General features: G+C 63.2%; 27 protein-coding genes. 13 read left to right on the top strand and 14 right to left on the bottom strand.

Annotated elements, in window-relative coordinates; translation table 11 throughout:
- Positions 1-104: 104 nt before the first annotated feature.
- Positions 105-590: an Rrf2 family transcriptional regulator gene (locus CHU94_RS07260; protein ID WP_094478262.1), complete on the top strand. Its 486-nt coding sequence runs from the start codon at positions 105-107 to the stop codon at positions 588-590.
- Positions 587-1483, top strand: a complete 897-nt coding sequence (locus CHU94_RS07255) for an NAD(P)/FAD-dependent oxidoreductase (RefSeq protein ID WP_094478260.1) — start codon at positions 587-589, stop codon at positions 1481-1483. The genes CHU94_RS07260 and CHU94_RS07255 overlap by 4 nt, the downstream gene beginning before the upstream one ends.
- 39 nt (positions 1484-1522) lie before the next feature.
- Here the strand turns inward: CHU94_RS07255 and CHU94_RS07250 are convergent, their stop codons facing one another.
- Positions 1523-2638 (bottom strand): PIN domain-containing protein, encoded by a 1116-nt coding sequence (locus CHU94_RS07250; protein WP_094478258.1) that lies wholly within the window; start codon positions 2636-2638, stop codon positions 1523-1525.
- A 226-nt stretch (positions 2639-2864) separates the two neighbouring features.
- Between CHU94_RS07250 and CHU94_RS07245 the strand changes: the two genes are divergently transcribed.
- From CHU94_RS07245 to CHU94_RS07235, 3 genes are read left to right on the top strand one after another with little or no spacing between them, the layout of a single operon-like run.
- Complete coding sequence (locus tag CHU94_RS07245; protein ID WP_094478255.1) at positions 2865-3212, top strand: NIPSNAP family protein; 348 nt, start codon at positions 2865-2867, stop codon at positions 3210-3212.
- A complete protein-coding gene (locus CHU94_RS07240; protein WP_094478253.1) occupies positions 3209-3565 on the top strand; it encodes an antibiotic biosynthesis monooxygenase in 357 nt (118 codons plus the stop codon). Before CHU94_RS07245 ends, CHU94_RS07240 begins: the two co-directional genes overlap by 4 nt.
- Positions 3566-3570: 5 nt before the next feature.
- Positions 3571-4287, top strand: a complete 717-nt coding sequence (locus CHU94_RS07235; RefSeq protein ID WP_255033878.1) for a helix-turn-helix transcriptional regulator — start codon at positions 3571-3573, stop codon at positions 4285-4287.
- A 131-nt stretch (positions 4288-4418) separates the two neighbouring features.
- On the opposite strand, the gene CHU94_RS07230 is transcribed toward CHU94_RS07235, so the two are convergent.
- The 3 genes from CHU94_RS07230 to CHU94_RS07220 all read right to left on the bottom strand — a co-directional run bounded on the left by CHU94_RS07230 (position 4419) and on the right by CHU94_RS07220 (position 7683).
- Positions 4419-5528, bottom strand: a complete 1110-nt coding sequence (locus tag CHU94_RS07230; RefSeq protein WP_094478251.1) for a hypothetical protein — start codon at positions 5526-5528, stop codon at positions 4419-4421.
- A 168-nt stretch (positions 5529-5696) separates the two neighbouring features.
- A complete protein-coding gene (locus CHU94_RS07225; RefSeq protein ID WP_217901289.1) occupies positions 5697-6611 on the bottom strand; it encodes a DMT family transporter in 915 nt (304 codons plus the stop codon).
- A 145-nt stretch (positions 6612-6756) separates the two neighbouring features.
- Complete coding sequence (locus CHU94_RS07220) at positions 6757-7683, bottom strand: LysR family transcriptional regulator (protein ID WP_094478247.1); 927 nt, start codon at positions 7681-7683, stop codon at positions 6757-6759.
- Between the two features lie 147 nt (positions 7684-7830).
- Between CHU94_RS07220 and CHU94_RS07215 the strand changes: the two genes are divergently transcribed.
- Positions 7831-8226, top strand: a complete 396-nt coding sequence (locus CHU94_RS07215) for a RidA family protein (RefSeq protein ID WP_094478245.1) — start codon at positions 7831-7833, stop codon at positions 8224-8226.
- 206 nt (positions 8227-8432) lie between these two features.
- On the opposite strand, the gene CHU94_RS07210 is transcribed toward CHU94_RS07215, so the two are convergent.
- The 9 genes from CHU94_RS07210 to hutU form a co-directional block, all read right to left on the bottom strand.
- Positions 8433-9656: an MFS transporter gene (locus CHU94_RS07210; protein WP_217901288.1), complete on the bottom strand. Its 1224-nt coding sequence runs from the start codon at positions 9654-9656 to the stop codon at positions 8433-8435.
- A complete protein-coding gene (locus CHU94_RS07205) occupies positions 9653-10126 on the bottom strand; it encodes a plastocyanin/azurin family copper-binding protein (protein ID WP_094478243.1) in 474 nt (157 codons plus the stop codon). Before CHU94_RS07205 ends, CHU94_RS07210 begins: the two co-directional genes overlap by 4 nt.
- Before the next feature lie 27 nt (positions 10127-10153).
- The gene (locus CHU94_RS07200; protein WP_094478241.1) at positions 10154-10942 is read right to left on the bottom strand and encodes an ABC transporter ATP-binding protein; all 789 of its coding nucleotides are present in this window, start codon (positions 10940-10942) and stop codon (positions 10154-10156) included.
- Positions 10935-12002, bottom strand: coding sequence for an iron ABC transporter permease (locus CHU94_RS07195; protein ID WP_176451948.1), 1068 nt, complete (start codon positions 12000-12002; stop codon positions 10935-10937). The genes CHU94_RS07200 and CHU94_RS07195 overlap by 8 nt, the downstream gene beginning before the upstream one ends.
- Entirely contained in the window at positions 11999-13102 is a 1104-nt protein-coding gene (locus CHU94_RS07190; RefSeq protein ID WP_094478239.1) for an ABC transporter substrate-binding protein, read from the bottom strand. Before CHU94_RS07190 ends, CHU94_RS07195 begins: the two co-directional genes overlap by 4 nt.
- Positions 13103-14206 carry an ABC transporter substrate-binding protein gene (locus CHU94_RS07185; RefSeq protein WP_094479288.1) on the bottom strand — a complete coding sequence of 368 codons (1104 nt, stop codon included), beginning with the start codon at positions 14204-14206 and terminating at the stop codon, positions 13103-13105.
- Positions 14207-14314: 108 nt separating this feature from the next.
- Complete coding sequence (locus CHU94_RS07180) at positions 14315-15067, bottom strand: SDR family oxidoreductase (RefSeq protein ID WP_094478237.1); 753 nt, start codon at positions 15065-15067, stop codon at positions 14315-14317.
- 316 nt (positions 15068-15383) lie between these two features.
- On the bottom strand, positions 15384-16931 hold the full coding sequence (hutH, locus tag CHU94_RS07175) for a histidine ammonia-lyase (protein ID WP_094478235.1): 1548 nt from the start codon (positions 16929-16931) through the stop codon (positions 15384-15386).
- Between the two features lie 16 nt (positions 16932-16947).
- Positions 16948-18642, bottom strand: a complete 1695-nt coding sequence (gene hutU / locus CHU94_RS07170; RefSeq protein ID WP_094478233.1) for a urocanate hydratase — start codon at positions 18640-18642, stop codon at positions 16948-16950.
- A gap of 79 nt (positions 18643-18721) precedes the next feature.
- Between hutU and hutC the strand changes: the two genes are divergently transcribed.
- The 5 genes from hutC to CHU94_RS07145 are packed head-to-tail and all read left to right on the top strand — an operon-like array spanning position 18722 to position 23412.
- Positions 18722-19423 carry a histidine utilization repressor gene (gene hutC / locus CHU94_RS07165; RefSeq protein ID WP_094478231.1) on the top strand — a complete coding sequence of 234 codons (702 nt, stop codon included), beginning with the start codon at positions 18722-18724 and terminating at the stop codon, positions 19421-19423.
- Positions 19420-20019 (top strand): HutD family protein, encoded by a 600-nt coding sequence (locus CHU94_RS07160; protein ID WP_094478229.1) that lies wholly within the window; start codon positions 19420-19422, stop codon positions 20017-20019. Before hutC ends, CHU94_RS07160 begins: the two co-directional genes overlap by 4 nt.
- The gene (gene hutI / locus CHU94_RS07155; protein ID WP_094478227.1) at positions 20016-21233 is read left to right on the top strand and encodes an imidazolonepropionase; all 1218 of its coding nucleotides are present in this window, start codon (positions 20016-20018) and stop codon (positions 21231-21233) included. Before CHU94_RS07160 ends, hutI begins: the two co-directional genes overlap by 4 nt.
- The gene (hutG, locus tag CHU94_RS07150) at positions 21230-22027 is read left to right on the top strand and encodes an N-formylglutamate deformylase (protein ID WP_094478225.1); all 798 of its coding nucleotides are present in this window, start codon (positions 21230-21232) and stop codon (positions 22025-22027) included. The genes hutI and hutG overlap by 4 nt, the downstream gene beginning before the upstream one ends.
- Positions 22024-23412, top strand: coding sequence for a formimidoylglutamate deiminase (locus CHU94_RS07145; protein WP_094478223.1), 1389 nt, complete (start codon positions 22024-22026; stop codon positions 23410-23412). The genes hutG and CHU94_RS07145 overlap by 4 nt, the downstream gene beginning before the upstream one ends.
- A gap of 51 nt (positions 23413-23463) precedes the next feature.
- Here CHU94_RS07145 and CHU94_RS07140 read toward each other — a convergent pair whose 3' ends face one another.
- The gene (locus CHU94_RS07140; protein ID WP_176451947.1) at positions 23464-24429 is read right to left on the bottom strand and encodes a LysR family transcriptional regulator; all 966 of its coding nucleotides are present in this window, start codon (positions 24427-24429) and stop codon (positions 23464-23466) included.
- A 48-nt stretch (positions 24430-24477) separates the two neighbouring features.
- Here CHU94_RS07140 and CHU94_RS07135 point away from each other — a divergent pair, with 48 nt between their 5' ends.
- Together CHU94_RS07135 and CHU94_RS07130 are read left to right on the top strand one after the other, a co-directional pair.
- Entirely contained in the window at positions 24478-25482 is a 1005-nt protein-coding gene (locus tag CHU94_RS07135) for an alpha/beta hydrolase (protein WP_141211408.1), read from the top strand.
- Positions 25483-25713: 231 nt separating this feature from the next.
- The gene (locus CHU94_RS07130; RefSeq protein WP_094478217.1) at positions 25714-26646 is read left to right on the top strand and encodes a LysR substrate-binding domain-containing protein; all 933 of its coding nucleotides are present in this window, start codon (positions 25714-25716) and stop codon (positions 26644-26646) included.
- Positions 26647-26693 lie beyond the last annotated feature (47 nt).

The following is a 26693-nucleotide window of genomic DNA, read 5'->3' as shown; positions in this document are numbered from 1 at the left end:
CGAACGGCGCCAACGGCTGCCCGACCTCGCTCGACCAACGCCCTCCAACTCCCACTAAAGCCCTAGCACGCCACAGGTTTTCATCATGCAACTACATTAGTTACATGAAACAAAACAGCCAACTGTCTGACGTCTTGCACGTGCTGCTGCACATGGCCGAGGGCGATGGCCCAGCCACCTCCGAGGCGCTGGCCGCCGCCATGCAGACCAACCCCGTGGTGCTGCGCCGCCTGATGGGCGGCCTGCGCGACGCCGGGTTTGTGGTGTCCGCCAAGGGCCACGGCGGCGGCTGGGTGCTGGCGTGCGACATGGACCGCATCACCCTGGGCGATGTGTACCAGGCGCTGGGCGCACCGCCGCTGGTGTCGCTGGGTTTTAGAGAAGACCGGCCCACCTGCCTGGTGGCCCAGGCGGTGAACGACGCACTGGCCGGCGCCGCCCAAGAGGCCGAGGCCCTGCTGCTCAAACGTTTTGGAGCCGTCACCTTGGCCACGCTGTCGGCCGACTTTCACCGCCGCATGGCGCAGCACAGGGCATCTGGCCACACAAGCCATACCAGCCACCACCATCTGAAGGAACACAAATCGTGAAGCACATCGACTTTGCCGTCATCGGCGGCAGCTACGCCGGCCTGTCCGCCGCCCTGCAACTGGCCCGTGCGCGCCGCAATGTGCTGGTGGTAGACGCCGGCCAGCGCCGCAACCGCTTTGTAGATGCCGCAGGCGAAACATCGCACGGCTTCCTGACGCAAGACGGCCGTCCGCCCGCCGAGATAGCCGCCGACGCCCGCGAGCAGCTCATGAACTACCCCAACGTGGAATGGAAACACGGCACCGCACAAGACGCGCGCGTGGCCAGCGATGGCAGGCTTGAATTTCGCGTTGGCACGGAGGCCATCAGCGCCCACCGGCTCATCCTCGCCACCGGCGTGCGCGACGAGCTGCCGCCCGTGCCCGGCCTGGCCGAGCGCTGGGGCCGCAGCATCTTCCACTGCCCGTATTGCCACGGCTACGAGATGAACGCCGGCCCCATCGGCATCATCGCCGCGTCACCGCTGGCGCTGCACCACGCGATCATGCTGCCGGACTGGGGCAGCCCCACGCTCTTTTTGAACGGCGCCTACACACCCAGCGACGAAGACCTGGCCGCCATCGCGCGCCGTGGCACGCAGATCGAGGCCACGCCCATTGCGCGCATAGACGGCCACGCCGACGTAGTGCTGCGAGACGGCCGCACCATCATCCTGAACGGCCTGTTCACCCAGCCGCGTACGCTGCTGGCCAGCCCCGTGGCCGAGCAACTGGGCTGCGCGCTGGAAGACGGCCCCATGGGCGTGTTCATCAAGGTAGACGAAGGCAAGGCCACCAGCGTGCCCAATGTGTTTGCGTGCGGGGATGCTGCGCGGGCGGCGGGGAATGTGACGCTGGCCGTGGCGGATGGCGCGATGGCGGGGTTTGGGGCGCATCGGGCTTCGATGGTTTGAGCGGATTTCATCGTCACGTAAGCAGCATCGGAATGCATACTATTCTTCGCCATCAAAATCTGGTTCTAAAGTTCCGAAGTGAATGCGCTTCAAGGGTGTAACGATCTCGACGTCTTCTATGTCCAAGGTTTCAATTGGCACATCAAGATTACCCTCAATAGTTATGAGTAACGCAGACTCAAACTCTCTTTCGACCTCAGCTGTAACGGAATCGATGTGTACATAGTCACCATCTATCGAATCGTGAACTGACAGTGAGAACTCTCCTTCGGCCTTAACCGTTATCGCGGCCATGGCCTGAAGAACAACATAATCATCTCCACTCTCAATTATTTTGAACTCATTGGAAGTGAAGTAAAAACTATTGAACCAGCCGTTGCTCCCCTCCGGCTCCCAATAGAGATACGACTCGGCATCTTGATCGGGAGTAAACCCTTCAAGAATTGCAGTCAAATGGGATGCAACTTCATCTATGAAATTCTGAGCTTTGCCGCTATCCAAATCTGCTTCTAGTCTAGAAATGAAAGCGTATGGTGCATTTGCCTTGTTGAAGAGCGCCAAACCATCAGATAGCTCGGTGATGCACTTTAGACGTTCAGACTGTTCGCAATACCTACTCCAGTCTGAGTCTTGGGCTATTGCCAAAACTAATTTTTCATTTTTTTCCGCCCATTTTTCAACTGCCATCAAAGTGATTGCATCGGGAAATTCATTCTTCTTCTTTCCGGATTCTGAAAATGGTGCTTTGTTAGAGAAGTACTGATCCAGCAAACTCGATATGTTCAGATGATCAGCACACTCCAACTTCAAAGCGCCCGTTTTTTCGAGAAAGTCCTCCAACCTTGAATCAGCTAAGCCCTCAATTTCTTTGCTATCCAGCAGCATAGCTTTCGCATCATTCAAGGTATTTCCGTCGAAAAACAAATGATCTCCAGCCTCATTTATGGATTTTTCTAGCGCACTTCGTGAAGCTCTAATTTTTTGCTCCAAATGAGTTTTGACTTCCCCACATATGACATCTGGCATTAGGAATGCGACAGGACTTCTTTTGAATTGCGTGAGTTTTCCGAGTAGCCCCTTCTCAAGCCGAAGTCCATTTCCGTCAAAAATGGATGTATCAATCAGCAGCGCACCATATTTCATTTCTTCACTCATCAGCCTCTCCCTGTAATTTCACTTAGATTCTTTCACACACACGAGCGGTGGTACGCAACTCAAGTGTCCATTGCAGATGCCCTTCAAACATTACGTTAAGCAATCGATTCAAAAGTGCTCACGCCCCAAGCGCTTAGTTAAAAATCCTCAAATCAATTCGCCATCGACCAAAGCATCCCCAAGATTCGTCCCCCAGACTTCTCTCACCACCACAAGAGAAGTCCCCATGCCCATCACCTGCTTCATCCGCTACGAAATCGACCCGTTCCAGAAAGACCAGTTCACGGCGTACGCCAACAACTGGGCCCGCATCATCCCCCGCCTTGGTGGGCATTTGCTGGGCTACTTTGTGCCGCACGAGGGCAGCAACTACGAGGCGTGGGGGCTGTTCTCCTTCCCCAGCCTGGCGGCGTATGAGGACTACCGCCAGCGCCTGCGTGTGGACGACGAAGCACAGGCCAACTTTGCGTTTGCGCAGCGCGAGCGGTTCATCCTGAAGGAAGAGCGCACCTTCCCCCAGCCGGTGCCCGCCAGCTACCTGCAAGCGCCCACAGGTTATCTGGAGGCCGCATGATCGCCGTGCTGTTTGAGGTGACGCCCCTGCCGGGGCAAGAGGCCCGCTACTTTGACATTGCGGCCATGCTGGGCGAGCATTTGCAGGCCATTGACGGCTTTGAGTCGGTGGAGAGGTTTCAAAGCCTGACGCGGCCCGGTACCTATTTGTCTTTGAGCTACTGGCGCGACGAAGCCGCCGTGCGCGCATGGCGCAACCAGGCCAACCACCGCTCCGGGCAGGCCGAGGGGCGCGCGGCGGTGTTTGCCGACTACCGCATCCGCGTGGCGCAGGTGCTGCGCGACTACACTCAAACGCAGCGCAGCGAGGCCCCGGACGATTCCAACTTGGCACTGCTGGCGCCCCACTCCTGACCCGCATGACAACTCCCTCCCCCGCCCCGTTTGAACCCCGGCTGGCCAGCCTGGCCGCCGTGATTGCCGACGCCACGCGGGCGCGCATGCTGAGCTACCTGCTGGCGGGCGACTACGCCAGCGCGGGGGAGCTGGCGCGCGCTGCGTCGGTCTCGCCGGCTACGGCCAGCGGGCACCTGGGCAAGCTGATGGCGGCGGAGCTGCTGGTGTGCGAACAGCGCGGGCGGCACCGCTACTACAAGCTGGCTGACGATGAGGTAGCCCACGCGCTGGAGGCGCTGGCGCTGATGGCCGAGCGCCGCACCCACACCGCCGCCTGGGCCAACCCCACGCGCCAGCGGCTGCGCTTTGCCCGCTGCTGCTACGGGCACCTGGCGGGGCAACTGGGCGTGGAGATGTTTTCGCAGCTGCTGTCCAAGGAATGGCTGGCCCCGGCGGGCGATGGCTACCTGCTTACCGCGCAGGGCAAGGCTGGGCTGGATGCGATGGGCTTTGCGATGGACGGCATGGACAAAGCCTCCGCTTCCGCCCGCCTGGCCTACCGCTGCCTGGATTGGTCCGAGCGGCGCGACCACATGGCGGGCAAACTACCCAAGGCGCTGCTGGCGCACTGCCTGCAACACGGCTGGCTGCGCCGCCATGACGGTGAGCGCGCGCTGGAGGTCACGCCACTGGGGCGCAAGCACCTGGCCGCCCTGCTGCCTTCGGTCAACGCGCTGTAGGCTCCACCGGCATTTCGCTGGCGTTTATGAGTCAAATTGGCCTCTAGTGCCCGTGGATATTGCGCGAGCAGCTTCTTTTTTTATAGCGTTTCAAGCAGCTTAGACACAAATCTAACTCTAGAAGAGAGCAATTAACGGACCTGAAAATACTCCGCGATCTGGAGCCCATTGCTACTGGTGCGTTGACCAAAAATTGCAAGCAATTTCGTTAAGTCTTGTTTCGATCCTTGCTGAAACATCAACTTGTTTATTTGCGCTCGTACTCCGAATCGATTCAGTACCGAATCCAATGGATTTCCTTGTAGCGCTGCTTGCATTACCCCCCAGCCCAAGGTGAACGTCGGCCCCGACGATGTACTACGACCTAGCCGAGCATCCACAAAGGATGAGACAGATCGCAAAAGACTTTCACACTTCCCGAGTGTCCGAGCGTCATCCTCTTCAAGTGCCCTTTGATAATCAGTGATCCACGCACGGAGCTCGGCGTACTCAGCACGTAACTGCAAAGCCACCTCAAGCAAATCTTTGGGCGTAGATGATTCGCGGATCGCAAGTGCGGCAATCTCGGCACCGTTGACCTTTAGCTGGGTAACGCGCGCGCCGGCGCCTTCTAAAACACTCATTCGCGCTTGCTTTTCAGTGACAAGGGCGCGCAAATTGCGGGCGGCGTCAGGTGCCCAGGCAACACCGGCAGCAATCATGAGGTGACGCCGTGCGGGGAATGGCGTGTACGCATGTCGATACACAAGCGAGCGGGCAAGCATACCGGCACCACCCCAAACTATTTGGGAAAGATACGGGTGGGGAGTTGTCCTATCGCGTCTCCAACCTTCCTCATTTTCCCGCTGTGCTTGTTTTAGCGACTCTGTGACACACAACTTGGACGTATAAAACCGCCGAGGCTCATCTAACTCTTGCGGCTGACCAAGGAAGCGAAAGGGCACGACCACGCCTTTCGCCACCAATTGATCCAGCCCCGGATGCTTACCTTCCCATGACGTACGGAAAGCTTCGTCGACCCATATTTGCTCTCGAAGCACGATGTCAGCTATCAAATCGAAGACTGCCTCAACGGCAAATGCTCCTGCTGGCACATCTGAAAACTCGTGAGAACTTGTTTTTTGGTCGATGCGGATTAAAGAGGCTTCGCCCATTTCGAGTCCTTTCGAAAGGGCGTGCGCCACAGTCTGAAAGCTCCAGTTGTCTGCAATGGCACAGTTAGTCTTCGGTGTATCAGCCATCGAAAATCCTCCCTTAGATATCACGCAGATACTACCCGCCGCTGGACAAATATCCTTCGGCCAACGCGCTGTAGCCCCAGCAGGTGTTTCGGTGGCGTTTATGGGTCAAATTGGCCTATAGACCCCGTGGATATTGCGCGAGCAGCTTCTATTTTGATAGCAAACTGACTATCCGTGCGCACTTGCGCAACGCTTGCCCAGTGCCCAGATGCTGCCGATCAGCAACGCCCCACCCAACCATTGCAGTGGCGCCAGCGATTCGCCCAAGAGCAAGGCGGCCAGCACCACGGCAGTCAGCGGCTCTACCAGTGTGGCCACGGTCAGCGCTGTGGGGCTCAGGCGCGCAGCGCCCCAGCTAAACGCCAGCAGGGCCAGCGCTGCGGTGACCACACCCAGGTAGAGAAACCACGCTTGGGGCGGCACGTCGGCAGGCCACACCAAGGGCCGAAAGAATCCGGTCAAGCCCATAACCACCGCTGCCACCAGCGTAAGGCACGCTGCGGCCTGCCCTGCCCCTAGGTCGTGCGACAAGCGCCCGCTGACCAAGGTAAACCCGGCGTAGAGCACGGCCGATGCCACAGAGAACGCCACGCCAGCCACCATCGCGCCGCTGCCACCGGCTGCGCCCCCATGGCGCAACACCAGCAAAACCGTTCCCCCCAGCGCCGCCACAAGCGCCAGCACCAAGCTCACATCCAGGCGCTCCCGCCCCTTCATCAGCGCCCACAGGGTGACGAGCACCGGGGGCAAACACAGGGCAATCAGCGTGGGAATGGAGGCGCCTATGCGCTCAATGCCCAAAAACCAGCACAGCACATACATGGCCATGCAGGTGCCAGCCACCAGCACCAAGCCCAGGCGCGGCCGCACCGCAGCCCACAAGTTGCGACGCGCAAACACGGCCATCAATGCAATGGCCCCCACCAGAAAACGCCATAAAGAAATGTTCTCTGGCGTGAAACCATGGCGCGCGATGAGCACGTTCACGATGAGCGCGCCCGTGCCCCACAGAAAGCCCGCGCCGCAGGCGGCCAGCAGGCCCAGGCGGGCTGCGTTGGGCGGATAGCTTGCTTGGTGCGACATGGAAGACATTGCAGCAGTCAGTACACAGGATATATGTCAAAGAGGCCTCTAGAGCCCGTGGATATTGCGCGAGCAGCTACTCAATGCATAGCAGATCTCTTGTTCAATTATGTCTGCGGATTTGACGAAAACACGGATGCTTCATTCAATCGCTTGCTCCGGCTGCGATGGGCGCGTGCTCTGCCATCACCTCCACAACCCAGTTGATAAAGACGCGCAACTTGACGCTGACATGGCGGTTGGGATGGAAGGCCAAGTACAGGGGCATGGGGTCTAACGCCCAGTCTTGGAACAAGGGCACGAGTTCGCCACGCGCCAGGTGGGGCTTGGCCATGTAATGCGGCAGCCACAGCACCCCCACGCCCGCCAAGCCAGCGGCAAGGTAGGCGTTGCCATCGTCAACGGCCAGGGCGTGTTTGCCTTTGACTTCGATGCGCGCATCGCCGTGGCGCAGGGTGCTGGGCAAGAGCTTGCCGGTGCGTGACGACAAAAAGCCGACGATGCGGTGCGGGTCTGCTTCCAGGTCCAAAGGGTGCAGGGGTTGGCTGACCCTTTGCAGATAACTGGGCGCCGCATACACGCCAAGCTGCAGGTCGCCCACATGGCGCGCGATGAGCGAGGGTTGGGTGACTTCCCCACCGCGTATCACGCAGTCCACGTTGTCACCGATAAGGTCGACCAGGCGGTCACTCACGCCCATCTCGATCTGCAGGTCCGGATAACGGGCGTGGAACTCTGGGAATGCGGGAACCAACAGCATGCGCGCCAGCGGACTTGGAACATCCACACGCAGCCGCCCCCGGGGTGCAGCGGTGGCGCTGGACAGGCTGGTCTCGGCATCGTCCAGGTCCACCAGCAGGCGCACCGCCCGCTCGTAGTAGGCCGCGCCATCGGCGGTGACGTGGACTTGCCGCGTGGTGCGGTTGAGCAGCTTGACGCGCAGCCGTGCCTCCAGCTGCTGCACCAGCTGGGTCACCGTGGTTTTGCTCATGTGCAGGGTGAGCGCAGCCTTGGTAAAGCTGCCGGTCTCCACCACACGCACAAAGGCTTGCATTGCATCAAAACGGTCCATCTCGGCCTCACCTTACCCCGTCGATTGTTTGGGAACTGCAAACAGTGATTGTGCGACTTGCTGGTTTATCCCGCGGGCATGGCGCCCTAAATTCAGGGCGAGCCAGTTGGCTTTTGTCTTCACTCCCACCATTCATCGAGGTATTCCATGTCAGTCCGCCATGTTGTTTTTCCCGCCGGGCGCCAGGCGCTTTATGAGCAGAACCGCTACTCGCCCGCCATCCAATCGAATGGTTTTTTGTTTGTGTCAGGCCAGGTGGGCAGCAAGCCGGATGGCTCACCAGAACCCGATTTGACGAAGCAGGTGCGCCTAGCGTTTGAGAACCTCAATGCCATCCTGGCTGCTGCGGGCTGCACCTTTGATGACGTGATCGACGTCACGGTGTTTATCGTGGACCCCGAGAAACATCTGGAGACCATCTGGCCGGTGATCCATGAGTTCTGGGGCCCTGCTCCGCACCCCACGCTGACGGGTATTGGCGTGACCTGGCTCTACGGCTTTCAGTTCGAGATCAAGGTGATTGCCAAGCTGCCAGAGGCTTGAGCGTACTGGGCTGGCCATGGCATGGGCCAGACTTTTCAGTCACGTTAATTTGAATCAAATTGGCCTCCAGGCCTTATGGATATTGCGCGAGCAGCTTCTGTTTTGATAGCATATTAACGCGCTGAGACGGTGTATCCGTGCTATCTCGACCATGGGCAACACGCCGCATTGGATGTTGGCGGGTGTGGCGTCATGCAGAGAGATGACTACCGGGTGTCGGGCGTGCCTTGGGTTCGTGTCACACGCCAGAGTCCAAGCCCGCCTACCACGCCGCAGGCAGCCAGGGCCAGCCAGACGCCGCTGGCGGGCGTTGCCTGGGCGGTGCCCAGGCCTGCACCTACGGCCGCCTGCCCCACCAGCGCGGCACAGCCCCCGACGCTTGACATGAAGCCATAACAGGTGCCCAGTGGGCAGTCCCGCGCATAGCGGGGCAACACGGTGGCAAACAGCGGAAAACACAAGATGGAACCCAGCGACAACAGGGTTGCGAGCACGAGCATGGCTGCCTGCGGCCAGGCCGCCAGCACCAGGGGCGACAGAAAAGCCGCGCCCATGAGCGCCAAACCACTCCCCATCGCGGCAGCATCGCCCAGGCGTGGCACAAGCCAGCGGCTCACGGGCCATTGCAAGGCAATGCCCACCACCGCGCTGACCGTGAACACGGCGCTAAGCGCGCTGCTGCCCAGGCCGTGTGTTTGGACATAGGCAGGCACCGCCAGGTAGAGCTGGTGAAACATCACCTGGTAGGTGGCGCAGAAGCCGACAAAGCGCAGCAGGCTGGGATCTGCCAACTGGGTGAATAGAGATTTGGGGGATGCGTGCACTGTGCCGGATGCCAACTGGCTGAGGGGCTTGGGCACACCTTGGTCTGGGGGCAACAAGCGCCATTGCAGTGCACCAAACAGCAGGAACAGCCCGCCGGCCACACAGCCGGTCAGGCGGAAGTCCACGTTCAGCAGCGCCAGCCCGATCAGGGGGCCGAGCAGCATGCCGACTTCGCTGGCCACGTTGTGCAGGGTGAAGGCATAGCGGCGCTGTGACAGGTCGGGGCACTGGGCGGCCAGGCTGGCTTGGGCACACGGGGTGAACAGCGCGCCAGCAAAGCCGGTCAGAAAGGCGGCCAGCAGCAGCAGCGGCAGCGCCTGGGCCCAACCCAACAAGACAAAGCCCAGGCCGCGCAAACAACAGCCCCAGACGATGGCCCTGCGGTAACCCAGGCGGTCGCCGAGCCAGCCGCCCAGCAAAAACAAGCCTTGCTGGCTGAAGACGCGCAGGCCCATAACCAGCCCGGTGATCCACCCCGCCAGCCCCAAGTCCGCCCCCAGGTGCTGCGCCAGGTAGGGCATGAGCATGTAAAAGCCCAGGTTGAACGCCAGCCCGTTGGCCACCAACACGCGGGCGGCAGGACTGAGCCCGCGCCACGGGCTCACCTTACGAGTGCCAGCAAGCTGTCAACACGGGCCGCATGGCTGTATATGCGTCCCTGCGTGGACTTCATGACGGCGGTGGCGGTGCTGCGATTGACTGCCTCTGCAACCTGAATAAGCCCAACCATCCCCATCATCAGGTGGGGTGGGCAGTTGTAGAAATACAAACCTTGGTGCGACAGCGTCACCACAAATGGCACATCAAGCTCGCTGAGCCAGGGCTTGGCACCATCGGGGACCGCCAGACTGCGGACGAAGTGGCCAGTGCTTGTGGGCTCAAAGCGCACTGTGTCGCCGACCTGTGCATACACGAAGGCGGGCTCAAACACCATGGATCCGTCGGCACCCGCATTGAGCATGCGCACTACGTGCTCGGTGCTCCAAGCAGGCGAGGCGAACAGGCTGCAAAGCAGCAACAAGCCTCCCAGCAAGGAGCGATACAGGGAATACTGGTGCGTTGGGTGGGTTGTCATATCGCGATTCGTTGGCGTCCGGAGCATTCAGGCGCTCGCGGGGGCCAGATGTGGAGTGCGCAGGGTGCGCACATAAGGTTGGCCTTGCTGGTCGTGAAGCACGTCCACCGGGACGTGGTAGAGCTGATGGATGAGGTCGCGGCTCAGCACCTGGGCCGGTGGGCCAAAGGCTTGCAGGCGGCCATCACCCAGCACAATCATTTGGTCGGCAAACTGGGCCGCCAGGTTCAGATCGTGCAGCACGGCCACGCTGACCCAGCCTTGGGCGGCCGTCTGCATTTGCAGGTGTTCCATCAGCTGCATTTGGTGCTTCAAGTCCAGCGCGCTCACGGGTTCGTCGAGCAGCATCAGCTTGGGCTGGCGCAGTAGCACCTGGGCAAATAGCACCATCTGGCGTTGCCCACCGCTGAGTGTGTGTACCGGGCGGTCGGCCAGATGGGCGATGTCCAGCGCCTGCAGGGCTTCCAGCGCCGCGCCCAGGTCGTCGTCGGACAGGCGCATGGATAGCCGCTGCAAGCGCCCCAGCACCACCACTTCGAGCGCACTCAGGTCCAGGTCGAGCTGGGTGTTTTGGGGCATGTAGCCAATGCTTTGGCGCCAGCTGGGCAGATTGTGGGGCGTCATGGCCGAGCCATGCAGACGCACGGTGCCATGGGTCAAGGGCAGCTCGCCAAACAAGGCGCGCAGCAGGCTGGTCTTGCCGGTGCCATTGGGGCCAATGATCACGTGCAGTTGCCCAGCTTGCAGCGACAGGTTCAGCCCCTCGACCAGGGTTAATTCGCCGATGCGCAGGGTCAGGTCATGGAGTTCAAGCACGGTGACGCTTTCGGTTGCCCAGGATGAGCCAGATCATGAAAGGAACGCCGATCAGCGCGGTCACGATCCCGATGGGAAACAGCGCGCCGGGCACGATGGATTTGGACAGCACTGAGGACACCGAGAGCATGACTGCGCCGCACAACGCCGATTGTGGAATCAGAAAACGCTGGTCTTCACCTACCTGCATGCGCGCGACATGCGGCGCCACCAGCCCGATGAAACCGATGACACCCACAAAGCTGATGGCAGTCGCAGTCATCAGGGCGACGAGCACCAGGGTTTTGATGCGCAGTCGCGTGACATTGACCCCCAGGCTGCGCGCGCGTGTTTCACCCAGGCGCAGGCAGGTGAGTTGCCAGGCATCGCGGTGCAGCAGCACCGCACACACCAGCGTCACTCCAACGGTGATCCACAGCATGGGCCAAGTGGTGCGCATGAGGCTGCCAAACAGCCAGAAGATGATCTGTTGGTTCAGCTCGGGCGACGCCAGAAACTGCAGCAGGGACAACAACGACTGGAAGAGAAACAGCAGTGCAATGCCGGCCAGGATGATGGTTTGGCTGTTGACATGGCGCATCAGTGCCAGCCCGAACAAGAGGCTGGCCGCCAGCATGCAGAACACAAATGCGCCAATGGGAATGGCCACTAGCGGAGGAAGACCAAAGCCCCCCGATACCAAAGCCAGCGCAGCCCCGAATCCGGCTGCAGCAGCCAGACCGAGCGTGAAAGGGCTGGCCAGAGGGTTGTCGAGCAAGGTTTGCATTTGGACCCCGCCAACGCCCAAGGCCGCCCCCACCACCAGCGCCATGAGCGCAATCGGCAGACGCATGTCCATCACGATGGCGCGCGTCATGGAGTCTGCAGCCGCGGGCGACAACAGCGTCCGCACGACATCACCCAGCGCCAACATGGAGGGACCGGTGGCCACGTCCAACATCAGGCTGAGTAAACCCAGGATCACAAACAAGGCCAGCCAACGCCAGCGGCGCAGCTCGCGCAGGCGCTGACGCTGCACGATCTGCATGCCCATGTCGGGCGTGGCGGTGATTTCGGTCATTTGCCGCTCAATACGAAGGTGCCTTGGGGTTGGATAGGCAGGTAGTGGCGGTAGAAGTCCTGGTACGTGGCCTCTGGTTGAATGTCGGTAAACAGCGTGGGGTACAGGGCCTTGGCCAGGTATTGCAATTGGGCAGCATCCAGCAGGCTGCGGGTGGCGCCGTGGTAGACCCCGTACAGACGCCCATCCTGAACTGCCGGCAAAGCACTCCATCCTTTGCGTTGGGCAAAGCCTTGCAGGCGTCGGCGCGCCTCTGCCGCTGGCACACCCACGCCCATTTGCATGGCGTCAGGGCTGCTGACGCTTTCGTACCCGGCGATGAACACCACCTGTGGTTTGGTGACCAACAACTGTTCGGGGTTCATGGGCCCCCAGTCTTTGACGAACGGGGCGGCCACGTTGTCGCCTCCCACCAGGTCGGCCATGGCGCCCCACATGTTTTTGCCGTAGGTGTAGCTATGTTCGGCCGGCCCCTTGTCGCCGAGCTCAATGTAGACACGCGGGCGCGGGAGCTTGGCTTTGGCAATGCGTTGCTGGATCGTCTCCACCACCTGGCGGTATTCGTCGGCTATGCGTTGTGCGCGCACGGTTTCACCAGTAATCAGACCCAGCACTTTGGTGCTGGCCAAATGGCGCTCTAGCGTCTGCGCGTTGTAGTCCACCACCACCACCGGGATGCCAGCGGCTTCAAGACGGGGGATTTCAGACGCCAGTGCCTTGAATTGCCAGTCGGCCAGAATGACCACATCGGGTTTGGTAGCCAGCGCTTTCTCAAGCGAGAAGCTCTGGTCCTGCACGTTGCCCACGTCTGGCACATCGCGCAGCGTGGGCTTTGCGGCCGTGTACTGTGCCCAAACCGCTGGGCGCGATTTGACAAACCAGCCGCGTGACAAGCCCACCAGTCGGTCGAACGCTTTATCGCCACCGACGGCGAAATAGTCCTCAATGTAGAAGCCCAGCAGCACTCGCTTGGCCGGCAGCTCCAGGGTGATCTTGCGACCCAACACGTCTTCGATGGTGCTGGGCGCCGCCCAGGCGCTGATCGCGCCCAGCGCGAGCATGGCGGACAGCGCGATTTTTTTCCAAAAATGCTGATTCATTTACATCCCCAGTGCAAAGCTGCCCTTGGCCTGCACGGGCAAGTAGCGGCGATAGAAAGCCAGATAGTTGGCCTGCGGATCGATGTCCTTGAACAACGTGGGGTACAGGGCCTTGGCCATGAACTGCACCATGGTGTAGTCCAGCACCGAACGCGATGCCCCTTGGTAGACCGCATACAGGCGCTTGTTCTTTACGGCAGGCAGTTCGCTCCACCCGGCGCGCTGGGCAAAGCCTTGCAGCCGCTGCTGGGCCACCGCTGGCTCCACGCCCTGCCCCATCAGCATTGAGTTGGGGTTTTTGGTCGATTCGGTGCCCGCAATGAACACCACTTCAGGCAGAGAGGCCAGTACTTTTTCCGGATTCATCGGGCCGTACCACTCCACGAAGGGGGCAGCGATGTTTTCACCGCCAGCCAAGGTGCCCAAGGGGCCCCACATGCCTTTGCCATAGCTGAAGCTGTATTCGGCCGGGCCTTTGTTGCCAAACTCCACATAAAAGCGCGGTTTGGGCTGCTTGGCAGCTGCGATGCGCGACTGCACCTGATCGATGGCGGTCTTGTATTCGTCCGCAATCTTCTGGGCACGCTTCTCTTCGCCCGCGATCTTGCCCAGCAACAGCGTGCTGGCGTAGTGGTTTGCCGGCAACTCCATGTTGTAGTCCACCACCACAACGGGCACTCCAGCGTCTTCGATCCGCTTCACATCGGAGCCCAAGCCTTTGTATTGCCATTCAGCCAAAACCAGAACATCGGGTTTCAGCGCCAGCACTTTTTCCACGGAGAAGGTTTGCGCTTCGACTTCACCCACGTCGGGCAGATCTTTGAGTGAAGGACGGTGCGCTGCGAACAGCGCCCAGTTGGCAGGTCGCCAAGCCTCCCAAGCCTCGCGCGACAAGCCCGCCACTTTGTCAAAGGCCTTTTCGCCGCCGATGGCCATGTAGTCCTCGAAATAGAAGCCCAGCAGCACACGCTTGGCCGGCAGGTCGACGCGCACGGACCGGCCGAGCACGTCTTTGATCACTTCGGGGGCCGCCTGCGCGGTTTGAATCAGACCGGCCGTCAGGCCCAAGAGACATAGCCAGCGTGCGGTGGCAGCAATTCGCATAAACATTCCTTCAAAAGGCCAGATACCCCGGCGAAGGCCTGCATTGTAAATGCGAATGATTCTTAAATGTTTTTAGATATGGACATTTTTAAATGTTTCCAGAAATCGCTAACCTCGCCCCACAAACGGCATGTTGGTGGCCATGATGGTCATGAACTGCACGTTGGTGGACAGCGGCAGCTGGGCCATGTGCAGCACGGCGTCGGCCACTTGCTGTACGTCCATCATGGGTTCCACGGCTACCTCGCCATGGGCCTGCAGCACACCGGTGGACATGCGGGCGGACAGCTCGGTGAGCGCGTTGCCAATGTCGATCTGGCCGCAGGCGATGTTGTACTTGCGGCCGTCCAGCGAGATGGATTTGGTGAGGCCGGTGATGGCGTGTTTGGTGGAGGTGTAAGGCGCGGAGTTGGGGCGCGGCGCGTGGGCGGAGATGGAGCCGTTGTTGATGATGCGCCCGCCTTGGGGCGTTTGGTTCTTCATCAAACGAAAGGCGCCTTGCGCGCAGAGGAAGGAACCTGTGAGGTTGGCGTCCACCACGGTCTGCCATTGCGCAAAGCTGATGTCTTCAAAGTTGACTTTGGGCGCGCCCACGCCGGCGTTGTTGAACAACACATCCAGGCGGCCAAAGGTGTCCTTGATCATGGCGAACAGCGCGTCCACCGATTCAGGCTGGCCCACGTCCACACAAAACGGATAGGCCGACACGGTGCCACTGGCCTGGGCCACTTCGGTCAGCGGGCCAATGCGCCGCCCAGCCAGCACGACGCGGTACCCCGCCTTGAGCAATGTGAGGGCGACGGCCCGGCCAATGCCGGTACCAGCGCCGGTAACGAGTGCGACGGGGGACGTGGTGTTCATGCGGGGTCCTTCAAACCATTCCAAGAGTCAACTGGCAAAACGCTCGACATGCGTTTCGCCGCGTCGGACATGGTAGACCACATGGCGCCCAGATAGCCAGGCCGTATAGCACACGCAACCGGAACATACGAATCACCAGCTAGCGCCTACTAGATATGCGCGAGCAGCTTCTATTTTGATAGCAAAAATGAGCGGCGCACTACCCAACCCTGCCCTTCTCTTATTTCCTGGCCACTCGGCGGGCGTGCAGTGCTACCACTTGGGTGCTCCGATGACCTACCACTTGATTCAACCCGCCAGGCGCGAATTGCCGCGCCTATGCGGGCGTCCACAACTCCGGCAGACCAGCCAACGGTGCCAGCAGGCGTGCCACCGCACCGCCCCTCACCAGCTCGGTGGCATGCGCAATGTCCGGCGCCAGGTAGCGGTCCACGTGGTGCGCGGGCACGTCCTTGCGCAAGAGCGCATGCACCTCTTCCAATACGGCCGAACTCTTGAGCGGACGCAGAAATTCGATGCCCTGCGCGGCGGCCAGCAGTTCGATGCCGAGGATGTGGGCCGTGTTGTGGATCATGCTTTGCAGGCGGCGCGCGGCGAAGGTGGCCATCGAGACATGGTCTTCCTGGTTGGCGCTGGTGGGCAGGCTGTCCACGCTGGCGGGGTGGGCCAGCGATTTGTTCTCGGAGGCCAGCGCGGCGGCGGTGACGTGCGCAATCATGAAGCCGCTGTTCAGCCCTGCATCCGCCGTGAGAAACGGCGGCAGGCGTGACACGCCGCTGTCGATCAGCATGGCAATGCGGCGCTCAGCAATCGCGCCCACTTCGGCAATGGCCAGGGCCATACCATCGGCGGCCAGAGCGACCGGCTCGGCGTGGAAGTTGCCGCCGGAGATCATGGCGCCATCGTCGGGGAACACCAATGGGTTATCAGTCACGGCGTTGGCCTCAATCAGCAACACGCGCGCGGCGTGGCGCAGCTGGTCCAGCGCAGCGCCTACCACCTGCGGCTGGCAGCGCAGGCAATACGGGTCTTGCACGCGGTCATCGCCCTCGGCGTGCGACTGGCGGATGGCACTGCCTTTGAGTACTTCGCGGTAGTACTGGGCCACGTCAATCTGCCCGGGCTGGCCGCGCACGGCGTGGATGCGCGGGTCAAACGGGCCATCGCTACCGCGGGCGGCGTCTAGCGTGAGCGCGCCAATCAGCAATGCGGCTTCCAACACCGGCTCAAACGCCAGCAGGCCGTGCAGCGCCAGTGCGGTGGAGGTTTGTGTGCCGTTGATCAGGGCCAGGCCCTCTTTGGCCTCCAGCTCCAGCGGCGTGATGCCAGCAGCCTTGAGCGCCTGCAGCGCGGGCACGCGTTGTCCGTCCACCAGCATGTCGCCCTCACCCATCAACGCCAACGTCATGTGGGAGAGCGGCGCCAAATCGCCCGACGCACCCACTGACCCCTGTGAAGGCACGCAGGGCACCAGGCCCGCGTTGTGCACGGCCAAGAGCGTGTCCACCACCACCTCACGGCAACCGGAGTAGCCACGCGCCAGGCTGGCGGCCTTGGTAGCCATCATCAACCGCATGATGGGTGCAGCCAGTGGCTCGCCCACACCCACGCTGTGGCTGCGGATCAGGTTGCGCTGCAGGGTGGCCAGCTGGTCTTTGCTGATGCGCTTGTTGGCCAGCTTGCCAAAGCCGGTGTTCACGCCGTACACCGGCGCATCACCATCAGCAGCGGCCTTGACCAGTGCGTGCGAGGCGCGCATGGCCACGCGGGCCGATTCGGGCAGGCTGAGCTGGCACACGCCGTTGTGGATGGCTTGCAGATCGTCCAGCGAAAGCTTGCCGGCGTTGAGGATGAGAGAAGTCATTCCGTCGTCTTTCTGGTTATTTGGTCAGCATGGGCAGGTTCATACCTTGCTCGCGTGCGCATTGTTGTGCAATCTCATACCCAGCATCCGCATGGCGCATCACGCCAGTGCCGGGGTCGTTCCAGAGCACGCGCTCCAGGCGCTGGGCCGCAGCGTCTGTGCCATCGGCCACGATGACCACGCCGCTGTGCTGGCTGTAGCCCATGCCCACGCCGCCGCCATGGTGCAGGCTGACCCAGCTGGCGCCACCCGCAGTGTTGAGCAGTGCGTTGAGCAGCGGCCAATCGCTCACGGCGTCGCTGCCGTCCTGCATGCTTTCGGTTTCGCGGTTGGGTGAGGCCACGCTGCCGCTGTCCAGGTGATCGCGGCCAATGACGATGGGGGCTTTGAGCTCGCCGTTCTTCACCATTTCGTTAAAGGCCAGGCCGGCGCGGTGGCGCTCGCCCAGGCCGATCCAGCAGATGCGCGCGGGCAGGCCCTGGAAGGCAATGCGCTCACCGGCCATGTCCAGCCAGCGGTGCAGATGCTTGTCTTCGGGGAACAGCTCTTTCATCTTGGCGTCGGTCTTTCGGATGTCCTCGGGGTCGCCACTCAGCGCCACCCATCGGAAGGGCCCCTTGCCGCGGCAGAACAGCGGGCGCACATAGGCGGGCACAAAGCCGGGGAAGTCGAACGCGTTCTTCACGCCCTGGTCCAGCGCCACCTGGCGGATGTTGTTGCCGTAGTCCACCGTGGGGATGCCCATGGCCAGAAAGTCCAGCATGGCCTGCACATGGACGGCGCAGCCCTTGGCAGCGGCCAGGCGCAGCGCAGCGTGCTGTGTGTCGTCCGCCTGAGCAGCGCGCCATTGCTCGACCGTCCAGCCGCTGGGCAGGTAGCCGTTCACCAGGTCGTGGGCCGAGGTCTGGTCGGTCACGATGTCGGGGCGCAGGCCGCCGGCCTTGGCACGTTTCACCAGCTCGGGCAACACATCGGCCGCATTGCCCAGCAGGGCGATGGACACCGCCTTCTTCTCTGCGGTGTACTTGGCCAAGCGTGCCAGTGCGTCGTCCAGATCGGTCGCCTGCTCGTCCACGTAGCGGGTCTTCAGGCGAAAGTCGATGCGGCTTTGCTGGCATTCAATACTGAGGGACGAAGCGCCGGCAAAGGTGGCCGCCAGTGGCTGCGCACCACCCATGCCGCCCAGGCCGGCGGTCAGAATCCAGCGCCCGGCCAGGCTGCCGCCAAAGTGCTGCTTGCCGGCCTCCACAAAGGTCTCGTAGGTGCCTTGCACGATGCCCTGGCTGCCGATATAGATCCAGCTGCCGGCTGTCATCTGGCCGTACATCATCAGGCCCTTTTTATCCAGCTCGTGGAAGTGCTCCCACGTGGCCCACTTGGGCACCAGGTTGGAATTGGCAATCAGCACACGCGGGGCATCGGCATGGGTGCGGAAAACGCCCACAGGCTTGCCACTTTGCACCAGCAGGGTTTCGTTTTCTTCGAGCGTGCGCAGGCTGGACAAGATGGCATCAAAACACTCCCAATTGCGCGCGGCTTTGCCGATGCCGCCGTAGACCACCAACGCATCGGGGTTCTCAGCCACCTCGGGGTCCAGATTGTTTTGCAACATGCGGTAGGCCGCCTCGGTGATCCAGTTTTTGCAGTGCAACTCAGTACCGCGGGGTGCGCGTACCGGGCGGGCCTGGGCGGGGGTGTGGGTAGATGCCATGGGGTGTGCTCTCACAAACAACAAAGAATGAGGCGGAGTCTACTTGTCTAGACATGTCTACGCAACTAGAATTTGCACCATGGCCCAAGCACCCTATACCCGCGTCAAGGATTTCCTCAAACAAGGTCTGGCCGACGGCCGCTGGACGCCGGGCACGCTGATGCCCTCCGAGTCCGAGCTGGTGAGCCAGTTCCAAGTCAGCCGCATGACGGTGGGCCGCGCCATCCGCGAGCTGCAGGCCGAAGGCTTTGTCACCCGCGTGCAGGGCGTGGGCACCTTTGCCGCCCACCTGCAGCGCGTGGCATCCACCCTCACCATCCAGGATTTGCACGAAGAGATACGGGCCCGCGGCCACCAGCACCAGGCGCGCGTCATCCTCTCGCGCGAGGAGGCCACCGCCGATGGCCTGGCACAACAGCTGGGCCTGCCGCTGGGGGGGCCGGTGTTCCACACGCTCATCGTCCACCATGAAAACGGCGTACCCCTGCAGTGCGAAGACCGCTATGTGAACCCCGCCTGCGCACCGGACTATTTGGGCGTGGACTTCACCCAAACCACGCCCACCCACTACCTGCTGGAAGTGGCCCCGCTGTGGGAGGCGCAGTACTCCATCGAAGCCGGGCGCCCCACGGAGCAAGAAGCCGCCTTGCTGGGCATTGCCCCGGCAGACCCCTGCCTCATCGTCGTGCGCCGCACCATGAACCGCGATGTGCCCATCACCCTGGCGCGCCTGGTGCACCCCGGTGCGCGCTACCAGCTGCAAGGGCAGTTCAAGCCATGACACTGCAAATCATCCGCGCCCAAGACTGCGCGCCCCAGCCCTGGCGCAATGGCGGCGGGCAAACCCGCGAGCTCTTGACCTGGCCGCCCGCTGATCCGGCAGACCCCTGGCAGCTGCGCATCAGCCGTGCAGACATTGACAGCGACGGCCCCTTCTCCGCCTTCCCCGGCGTGCAGCGCTGGTTTGCAGTGCTGCAGGGCGCAGGTGTGGCGCTACAGCTGGACAGCGAACGCACTCTGCGCGCGGGCGATGCCCCGCTGTGCTTTGACGGCGCGGCCGCCCCCGGCTGCCGGCTGCTGGATGGCCCGACGCAAGACCTGAACCTGATGGTGCGTGGCGGTAAAGGCCTCATGCAGGCGGTGCAAGCCGACCAAGCCTGGTGCGCCAGCTTGGCGTCATGCGGCCTGTACACCGTCCACGCAGGAGCCTGGACCGACGGCACAAACACAGTGCAATTAAGTGCGCACACCCTGCTGTGGCATGCCCAGCCGCGCAGCGCCAGCTGGCGCTTTGCAGCGACCGATGGCACACGACCCATCTGTGCATACTGGCTGGGCTTCTCGCCCCAAAGCGCCACCATCGGAGGTTTCCTATGAGCGCCCTCACCCTCTGGCGCAACGCCAAGCTGGCCACGTTGACCAGTAACACGCCCTGGGGTTGGGTGGCCAATGGTGCCCTGCTCACCCAGGGCGCGCGCATCGTCTGGGCGGGCGACGCAGCTGCCCTGCCCACCGCGCAGACCCCACACATTCAGAACGAAGTCGACCTGGGCGGGGCCCTGCTCACCCCCGGCCTGGTGGACTGCCACACGCACCTGGTGTATGGCGGCCAGCGCGCGGCCGAGTTTGAACTGCGCCTGCAAGGCGCCAGCTACGAAGAGATCGCCCGAGCGGGCGGCGGCATCCGCTCCACCGTAGCCGCCACGCGTGCCGCGAGCGACGCGGACTTGCTGGCCAGCGCTACACGGCGGGCACAGAGCCTGATGGCCGAGGGCGTAACCACCGTAGAAATCAAATCCGGCTACGGCCTGAGCGAAGCGGATGAGGCGCGCTGCCTGCGCGTGGCCCGCACGCTGGGCGAGACGCTGCCGTTCACCGTGCGCACCACCTACCTGGGCGCCCACGCCGTGCCCCCCGAGTTTGCAGGCCGCACGGATGACTACATCGACGCCGTATGCGCCTGGCTGCCCGCGCTGCAGCGCCAAGGTCTGGTGGATGCGGTGGATGCCTTTTGCGAAAACATTGGCTTTACGCCGGCCCAGACACGCTTTGTGTTTGAAGCGGCGCGCGCACTGGGCCTGCCCGTGAAGCTGCATGCCGAACAGCTCAGCGACCAGGGTGGCGCGGCGCTGGCAGCCGAGTTTGGCGCCCTGTCGTGCGACCACCTGGAGCATTTGAATGAAAAGGGCATCCGGGCAATGAAGGCTGCTGGTACGGTGGCCGTACTGCTGCCCGGCGCCTATTACTTTTTGCGTGATACGAAGCTACCGCCCATCGATGCCCTGCGCGCCCATGGCGTACCCATGGCGATTGCCACCGACCACAACCCCGGCACCTCGCCCGGCCTGTCGCTACTGCTGATGCTCAACATGGCCTGCACGCTGTTCCGCCTGACACCCGAAGAAGCGCTGCGCGGCGCCACCGTCAATGGTGCGCGTGCGCTGGGCCTGCACGACCGCGGCACGCTGGCCGCCGGCCAGCGTGCCGACTTCTGTGTGTGGGACCTGGACCACCCGCACGAGCTGGCTTACTGGTTTGGCCACAACCCTTGCCGCCGCACCATCGTGGGCGGGCTGGAGCGCACCGTATGACGAATGCCACTTTCACCCTGACACCCGGCAGCAGCCCGCTGCTGGTGAGTTTTCCGCATGTGGGCACCGAGATCCCGCCAAGCCTGCAGGATCGCCTGGTGCCGCGCGCGCTGGCCACCGAAGACACCGACTGGCACCTGGAGGCGCTCTACGCCTTTGTGCGCGCCATGGGCGCGGGCACCATCGTCCCACGCCACGCGCGCTATGTGGTGGACTTGAACCGCCCGCCCGAGAACGAGCCCATGTACCCCGGGGTGAACAACACCGAGCTGTGCCCCACGCGCTTCTTCAGCGGAGAGCCGCTGTACCGCGAGGGCCAGACGCCCACCGAGGCCGAGATTGCCGAGCGGGTCGACACCTACTGGCGCCCCTACCACGATGCCCTGCACGCCGAGCTGCAGCGCCTGCGCAGTGTGCATGGCCACGCAGTCTTGTTTGACGCGCACAGCATCTGCTCGGTGCTGCCCTGGTTGTTTGACGGGCAGTTGCCCGATCTGAACCTTGGCACGGTAAATGGCAGCAGTGCCTCACCAACACTGCGCGAGCAGCTATCAAAAGTATTGCAAAGCCAAAGTGACTTCACGCAGGTGGTGGACGGTCGCTTCAAGGGTGGCTACATCACACGCCACTATGGCCGCCCGGCAGAGAACATCCACGCCATCCAGCTGGAGATGTGCTGGCGCTGCTACATGGCCGAGCAACCGCCCTACGCCATAGACCCTGCGCGTGCCGCCACGCTGTTGCCCGTGCTGCGCGCACTGGTGCAAACCATGCTGGACTGGAGGCCCGCATGAGCGCGCAACTGCTGTGGGCACCGCTGTCATGGATCGACGGACACTGGCAGGCCAACGTGTGCCTGTCGGTGGACGCCCAAGGCCATTGGGCCGACATCAGGGCCAGCATTAATACCCCACCCGCGCACGCCACCGTGCTGCCGGGCCCCGTCCTGCCCGGCATGGTCAACGCGCACAGCCATGCCTTCCAGCGCGCTTTTGCCGGCCTGGCTGAGCGGCGCGAATCAGCGGCGGATGACTTCTGGTCCTGGCGCGACCGCATGTATGGCGTGGCCCTGCGCATCACGCCCGCGCAGCTGCGCGCCGTAGCAGCCCAGCTGTATGTGGAGCTGCTGCAAGGCGGCTACACACAGGTGTGCGAATTCCACTACCTGCACCACCAGCCCGACGGCCAGCCCTATGCCGACGAGGCCACCATGGCTTGGGCCGTGGCCGATGCGGCGGCTGATGCGGGCATGGGCCTGACCGTGCTGCCCGTGCTCTACGAGCGCGCCGGTTTTGCCCAGCCCGCGCTACGGCCAGACCAGCGCCGCTTTGCTGGCACGCCGGACTTCATCGCCCGGCTGCAGCGCAGTGTGCAGGCGGCGCGGCGCCCGCTGCTGAACGCGGGGGTGTCCATCCACTCGCTGCGCGCGGCAGCCCCCGAATCGATAGACACGCTGCTAGCGCAAGTGGGCGATGCCGACATGCCCATCCACATCCACATAGCCGAGCAGATGCAGGAAGTGCGCGACTGCCTGGCCGCCACCGGCCAGCGGCCCATCGCCCACCTGACGCAGCGATGGGCACTGAACGCGCGCTGGCAGCTGGTGCATGCCACCCACACCAAGCAGGCCGAGATAGACACCGTAGCGCGCAGCGGCGCGGGCATGGTCATCTGCCCCAGCACCGAGGGCAATCTGGGCGACGGCTTTGCCGACCTGCCCGCCTGGCTGAATGCTGGCGTGCCCATGGCCGTGGGCTCGGACAGCCATGTGGGCCGCCAGTGGGCCGAAGAACTGCGCTGGCTGGAGTACGGCCAACGCCTGCGCCTGCAGCAGCGCAATGTGGCGGCAGCGCCCGCCCAGCAGCCCGCCACCGCCGCGCGCCTGCTGGACGCCGCACTGCACGCGGGTGGACCCGCCGCAGGCATGAAGACGTGGGGGCTGACGCGCGGCGCCCGCGCTGACTTGCTGGTGCTAGACACGCAGGCCAGTGGTTTGCGGGGCGTGCCCGCCAGCCACACGCTGGACGCGTTGGTGTTTGCCAGCCATGGCGCTGCGTTTCAGGAGGTGTGGGTGGCCGGGCGCCGCGTCATCACCCAGGGCCGCCATGCGGATCAGGACCGCATCGCGCGTGCGTTTGAAGCCACCATGCAGGCCATCTGGGAAAATGAGAGCAAATAGGCCTCTATCCCTCGTGGATATTGCGCGAGCAGCTTCTGTTTTGATAGCAAGTTAGGCGTCGGAGGCTGGTGCCTGCTCTTGCACAAACTTGGCAAATGCGCGCGCGACGGCGCTGAGCTGAGGGCGCGGCAGGGTCAGCAGTTGCACGGTGTTGCCCTGGCGGATGTCCAGGTCCCACTCGGGCAGCAGCTCCACCAAGCGCCCCGCAGTCACGGCGTCTTGCACACAGTAGCTGGGGGCCAGCACCACGCCCATGCCGCCTTCGGCCAAGCGCATCAGCACGGTGAGGTCATCACTTTGGGCTGCCGCCGGTGCGCGCGCGCAGATCACCGCATCGCTGCCATCGCGGCGCACCCAGCGCATTTCCGGGTTCATGGACACGGGCCCCAATAGCAAGAGGGGAACCGGTGCCAGCTCATCCGGGTGCGCCATGGGCGCCCACTGGCCGGGTGCGCAAAACGCCCCAACGTGGAATTGCAAATAGGGCCGTGCCACCCAATCGGGCGGTGGCTTGCGCGTGACACGAAAGGCAATGTCCACCCCCTCGCGCTGCAGGTCCACCCGCCGGTCCGAGAGGATGAGGTCGTAGTTCACTCCCGGGTGCAGGGCACGGAATTTCAGCAACAAGGGCGGCAGCACCGTGGTGCCAAAGCTGGGCAGCGAGGTAATGCGCAAGCTGCCGGCCAGACCTGCATGCACCGAGGTGAGCGTGCCGCGCGCTTGCGCTACTGCGTCCAGAACGGTCATGGCATGGGGCAACAAGCGGCGGCCCGTCGCTGTCAACGTCAGCGAACGGGTGGTGCGCAGAAACAGCGTTTGCCCGGTGCGTTGCTCCATGTAGGCAATGCGCCGGCTGACGGCAGCACGGGTCTGCCCCACCTGCTGCGCTGCCAATGAAAAACTGCCGGCGCGCGCCACCCGGGCGAACAGCTCCAGGGCATCTGCATCCAGGGCGGTGGTGGGTGTGGCGCGGGGAATGGCGAGCTTCTTTGGTTCCATAACGTTGACAGAGTGCATGCTGCGCATAGTCTAGTCAAGCAGTGGCAAAGCGGGGACGATGGCGCCATGACTTCGACCAACACCCAAGACATGGCGTCACGCTGGCTCCCCGCCACCAACATGACGCCCGCCATGCAGCACCTGACGCAGGCCTTTGAAAGCCCACCGGGCGCCGACCACAGCGAGCTGGACCTGTGCCTCACCACGCAAGATGGCAGCCAACTCTGGGCCACGGTGTTTGAGCCCCGCACACCCGCCCGCGCCGTGGCGCTGGTGGCGCCAGCCACCGCGGTGCCGCGCCACTACTACCGGGCCTTCGCCCGCTGGCTCAGCACGCGCGGCTATGCCGTCCTCACGCTGGACTACCGGGGGATTGGCGAATCACGGCTGGCCGCGCAGCCGGCCCGCAGCATCAGCATGCGCGACTGGATGCAGCAGGACCTGCAGGCCGCACTGGCCGCCGTGCAGCACCGCGCCCGTGCGGACTCCGGCGCACCGCTGGCCACGCTGTGGGTTGGCCATTCGCTGGGCGGGCATGCGCTGGCCCAGTGCCAGGGGCTGGAGGAGATTGACGCCGCGATTGGTGTGGCCGCCCAACTGCCCTTCTGGCGCCTGTGGCCGCGCTGGCACCAGCGCATGGGCGCCCTGCTGTTCTTTGGGTTCTGGCTGCCGCTGTGTGTGCGCCTGTTTGGCCGTTTGCCGGGCTGGGCTCTGGGCGGCGGCGAAGACCTGCCTGCGGCAGCGGCGCTGGACTGGAGCCGCTGGGGCATGACGCCGGGCTACTTCACCAGTGACCCGACGGTGGAGATCACGGCCCACCGCTGGACGGGCACCGCCCACCTCTGGGCCATCAGCGACGACAAGGTATTCGGCCCGCGCCGTGTGGTGGAGGCGCTGCAGCAGGCCTTTGCCCATGCGCCCGGTGTGGCGGAGCTGCGCCACGTGACACCGGCCGATCTGGGCGTGCCACGCATTGGCCACTTCGGCCCGTTTCGCCGCACGATTGGTGAACGCCTGTGGCCGCGGCTGCTGGACGACATTGAAACTGCCGTGCCCCAGCTCAAGGGCTGAGTCCCGCAGGCCTGCAACCCACCGCCAACACCCCGGGTACGGAGTGTCCCTGCCGCTGGCAAGCGCCGGGTCTGGCTGGCTCTCTGGCGGGTAGCCAGAGAGTGCAAAACAGCAGAGTGGGTGGAGCGATTAGACGGTGCGGCCATCCATCTGTCCAATATGCATTGCATATAAAAGCATCTTGATTCCAGATGGATAGGCTAGGATGGCGGCCTACTCTGCCTGCCCGCCATGGAACTGCGCCAACTCCGTTACTTTCTTGCCATTGCCGACAGCGGCTCGTTTTCCAAGGCGGCGGAGCGCGTGTTCATTGCGCAGTCGGCCCTGAGCCACCAGATGGCGCAGCTGGAGGGCGAGCTGGGCGCGCCGCTGTTCCACCGCTCACGCCGCGGTGTGGAGCTGACCGAGGCGGGCAGCCGCTTCCACCCGCATGCAGTGTCCATCCTGCGCCAGGCGGACGAGGCGGTGGCCAGCGCACGCAGCGACAGTGCGGCACCCTGTGGCAAGGTGGTGTTTGGCATTCCGCACAGCGTGTCGAACGCGCTGGCGCTGCCGCTGCTGCGGGCCGTGCGCCAGCAGCTGCCCCAGGTGCAGCTGGAGCTGACGGAGGAGCTGACCGGCAACCTCAGCAAGCAGCTGCGCACGGGCCAGATCCAGCTGGCGGTGCTGTTTGACGATGGGCAGTTGTCGGAGTTTGCGAGCACGCCGCTGCTCAGTGAGCAGCTGTATTTGATCGAGCCCGCGCAAGACGCCAAAAAGCGCCGGGCCAGCATCCCGCTCAAGCAAGCGCTGGCGCTGCCCTTGACCCTGCCTGCCAACCCCCACGGGGTACGGCCCACTATCGACCAAGCCGCCGCGCGCGCCGGGCTGGCGCCCCCGCAGGTGGAGGCAGACATCAGCTCCATCAGCATTCTGCGCACCACCCTGCTGGCCGGGCTGGGGCGCACGCTGCTGCCGCTGATGCCCTTCCAGCACGAAATCGAGAGCGGCCTGCTGCAGGCCACCAAGGTGAGCAGCCCGCCGCTCACACGCACCCTGGCCCTGTGTGCCTCGGGCCATATCCCGGGCTCTGGCGCGTCCAAGGCCGTGGAGCGGCTCACCCACGCGCTGGTGCGTGCGCTGTGCAGCACGGGCCAGTGGCAAGGCGCTAACCTGCTGCGCTGAAATTCAAGCCTTTTAGTGCTCTAGACCCCGTAGATACTGCGCAAACA

Origin of the sequence: Rhodoferax sp. TH121 (genome assembly GCF_002251855.1) — a bacterium.
Taxonomy (GTDB): Bacteria; Pseudomonadota; Gammaproteobacteria; order Burkholderiales; family Burkholderiaceae_C; genus Allorhodoferax.
This window is presented reverse-complemented; position numbering and strand designations above follow the sequence as displayed.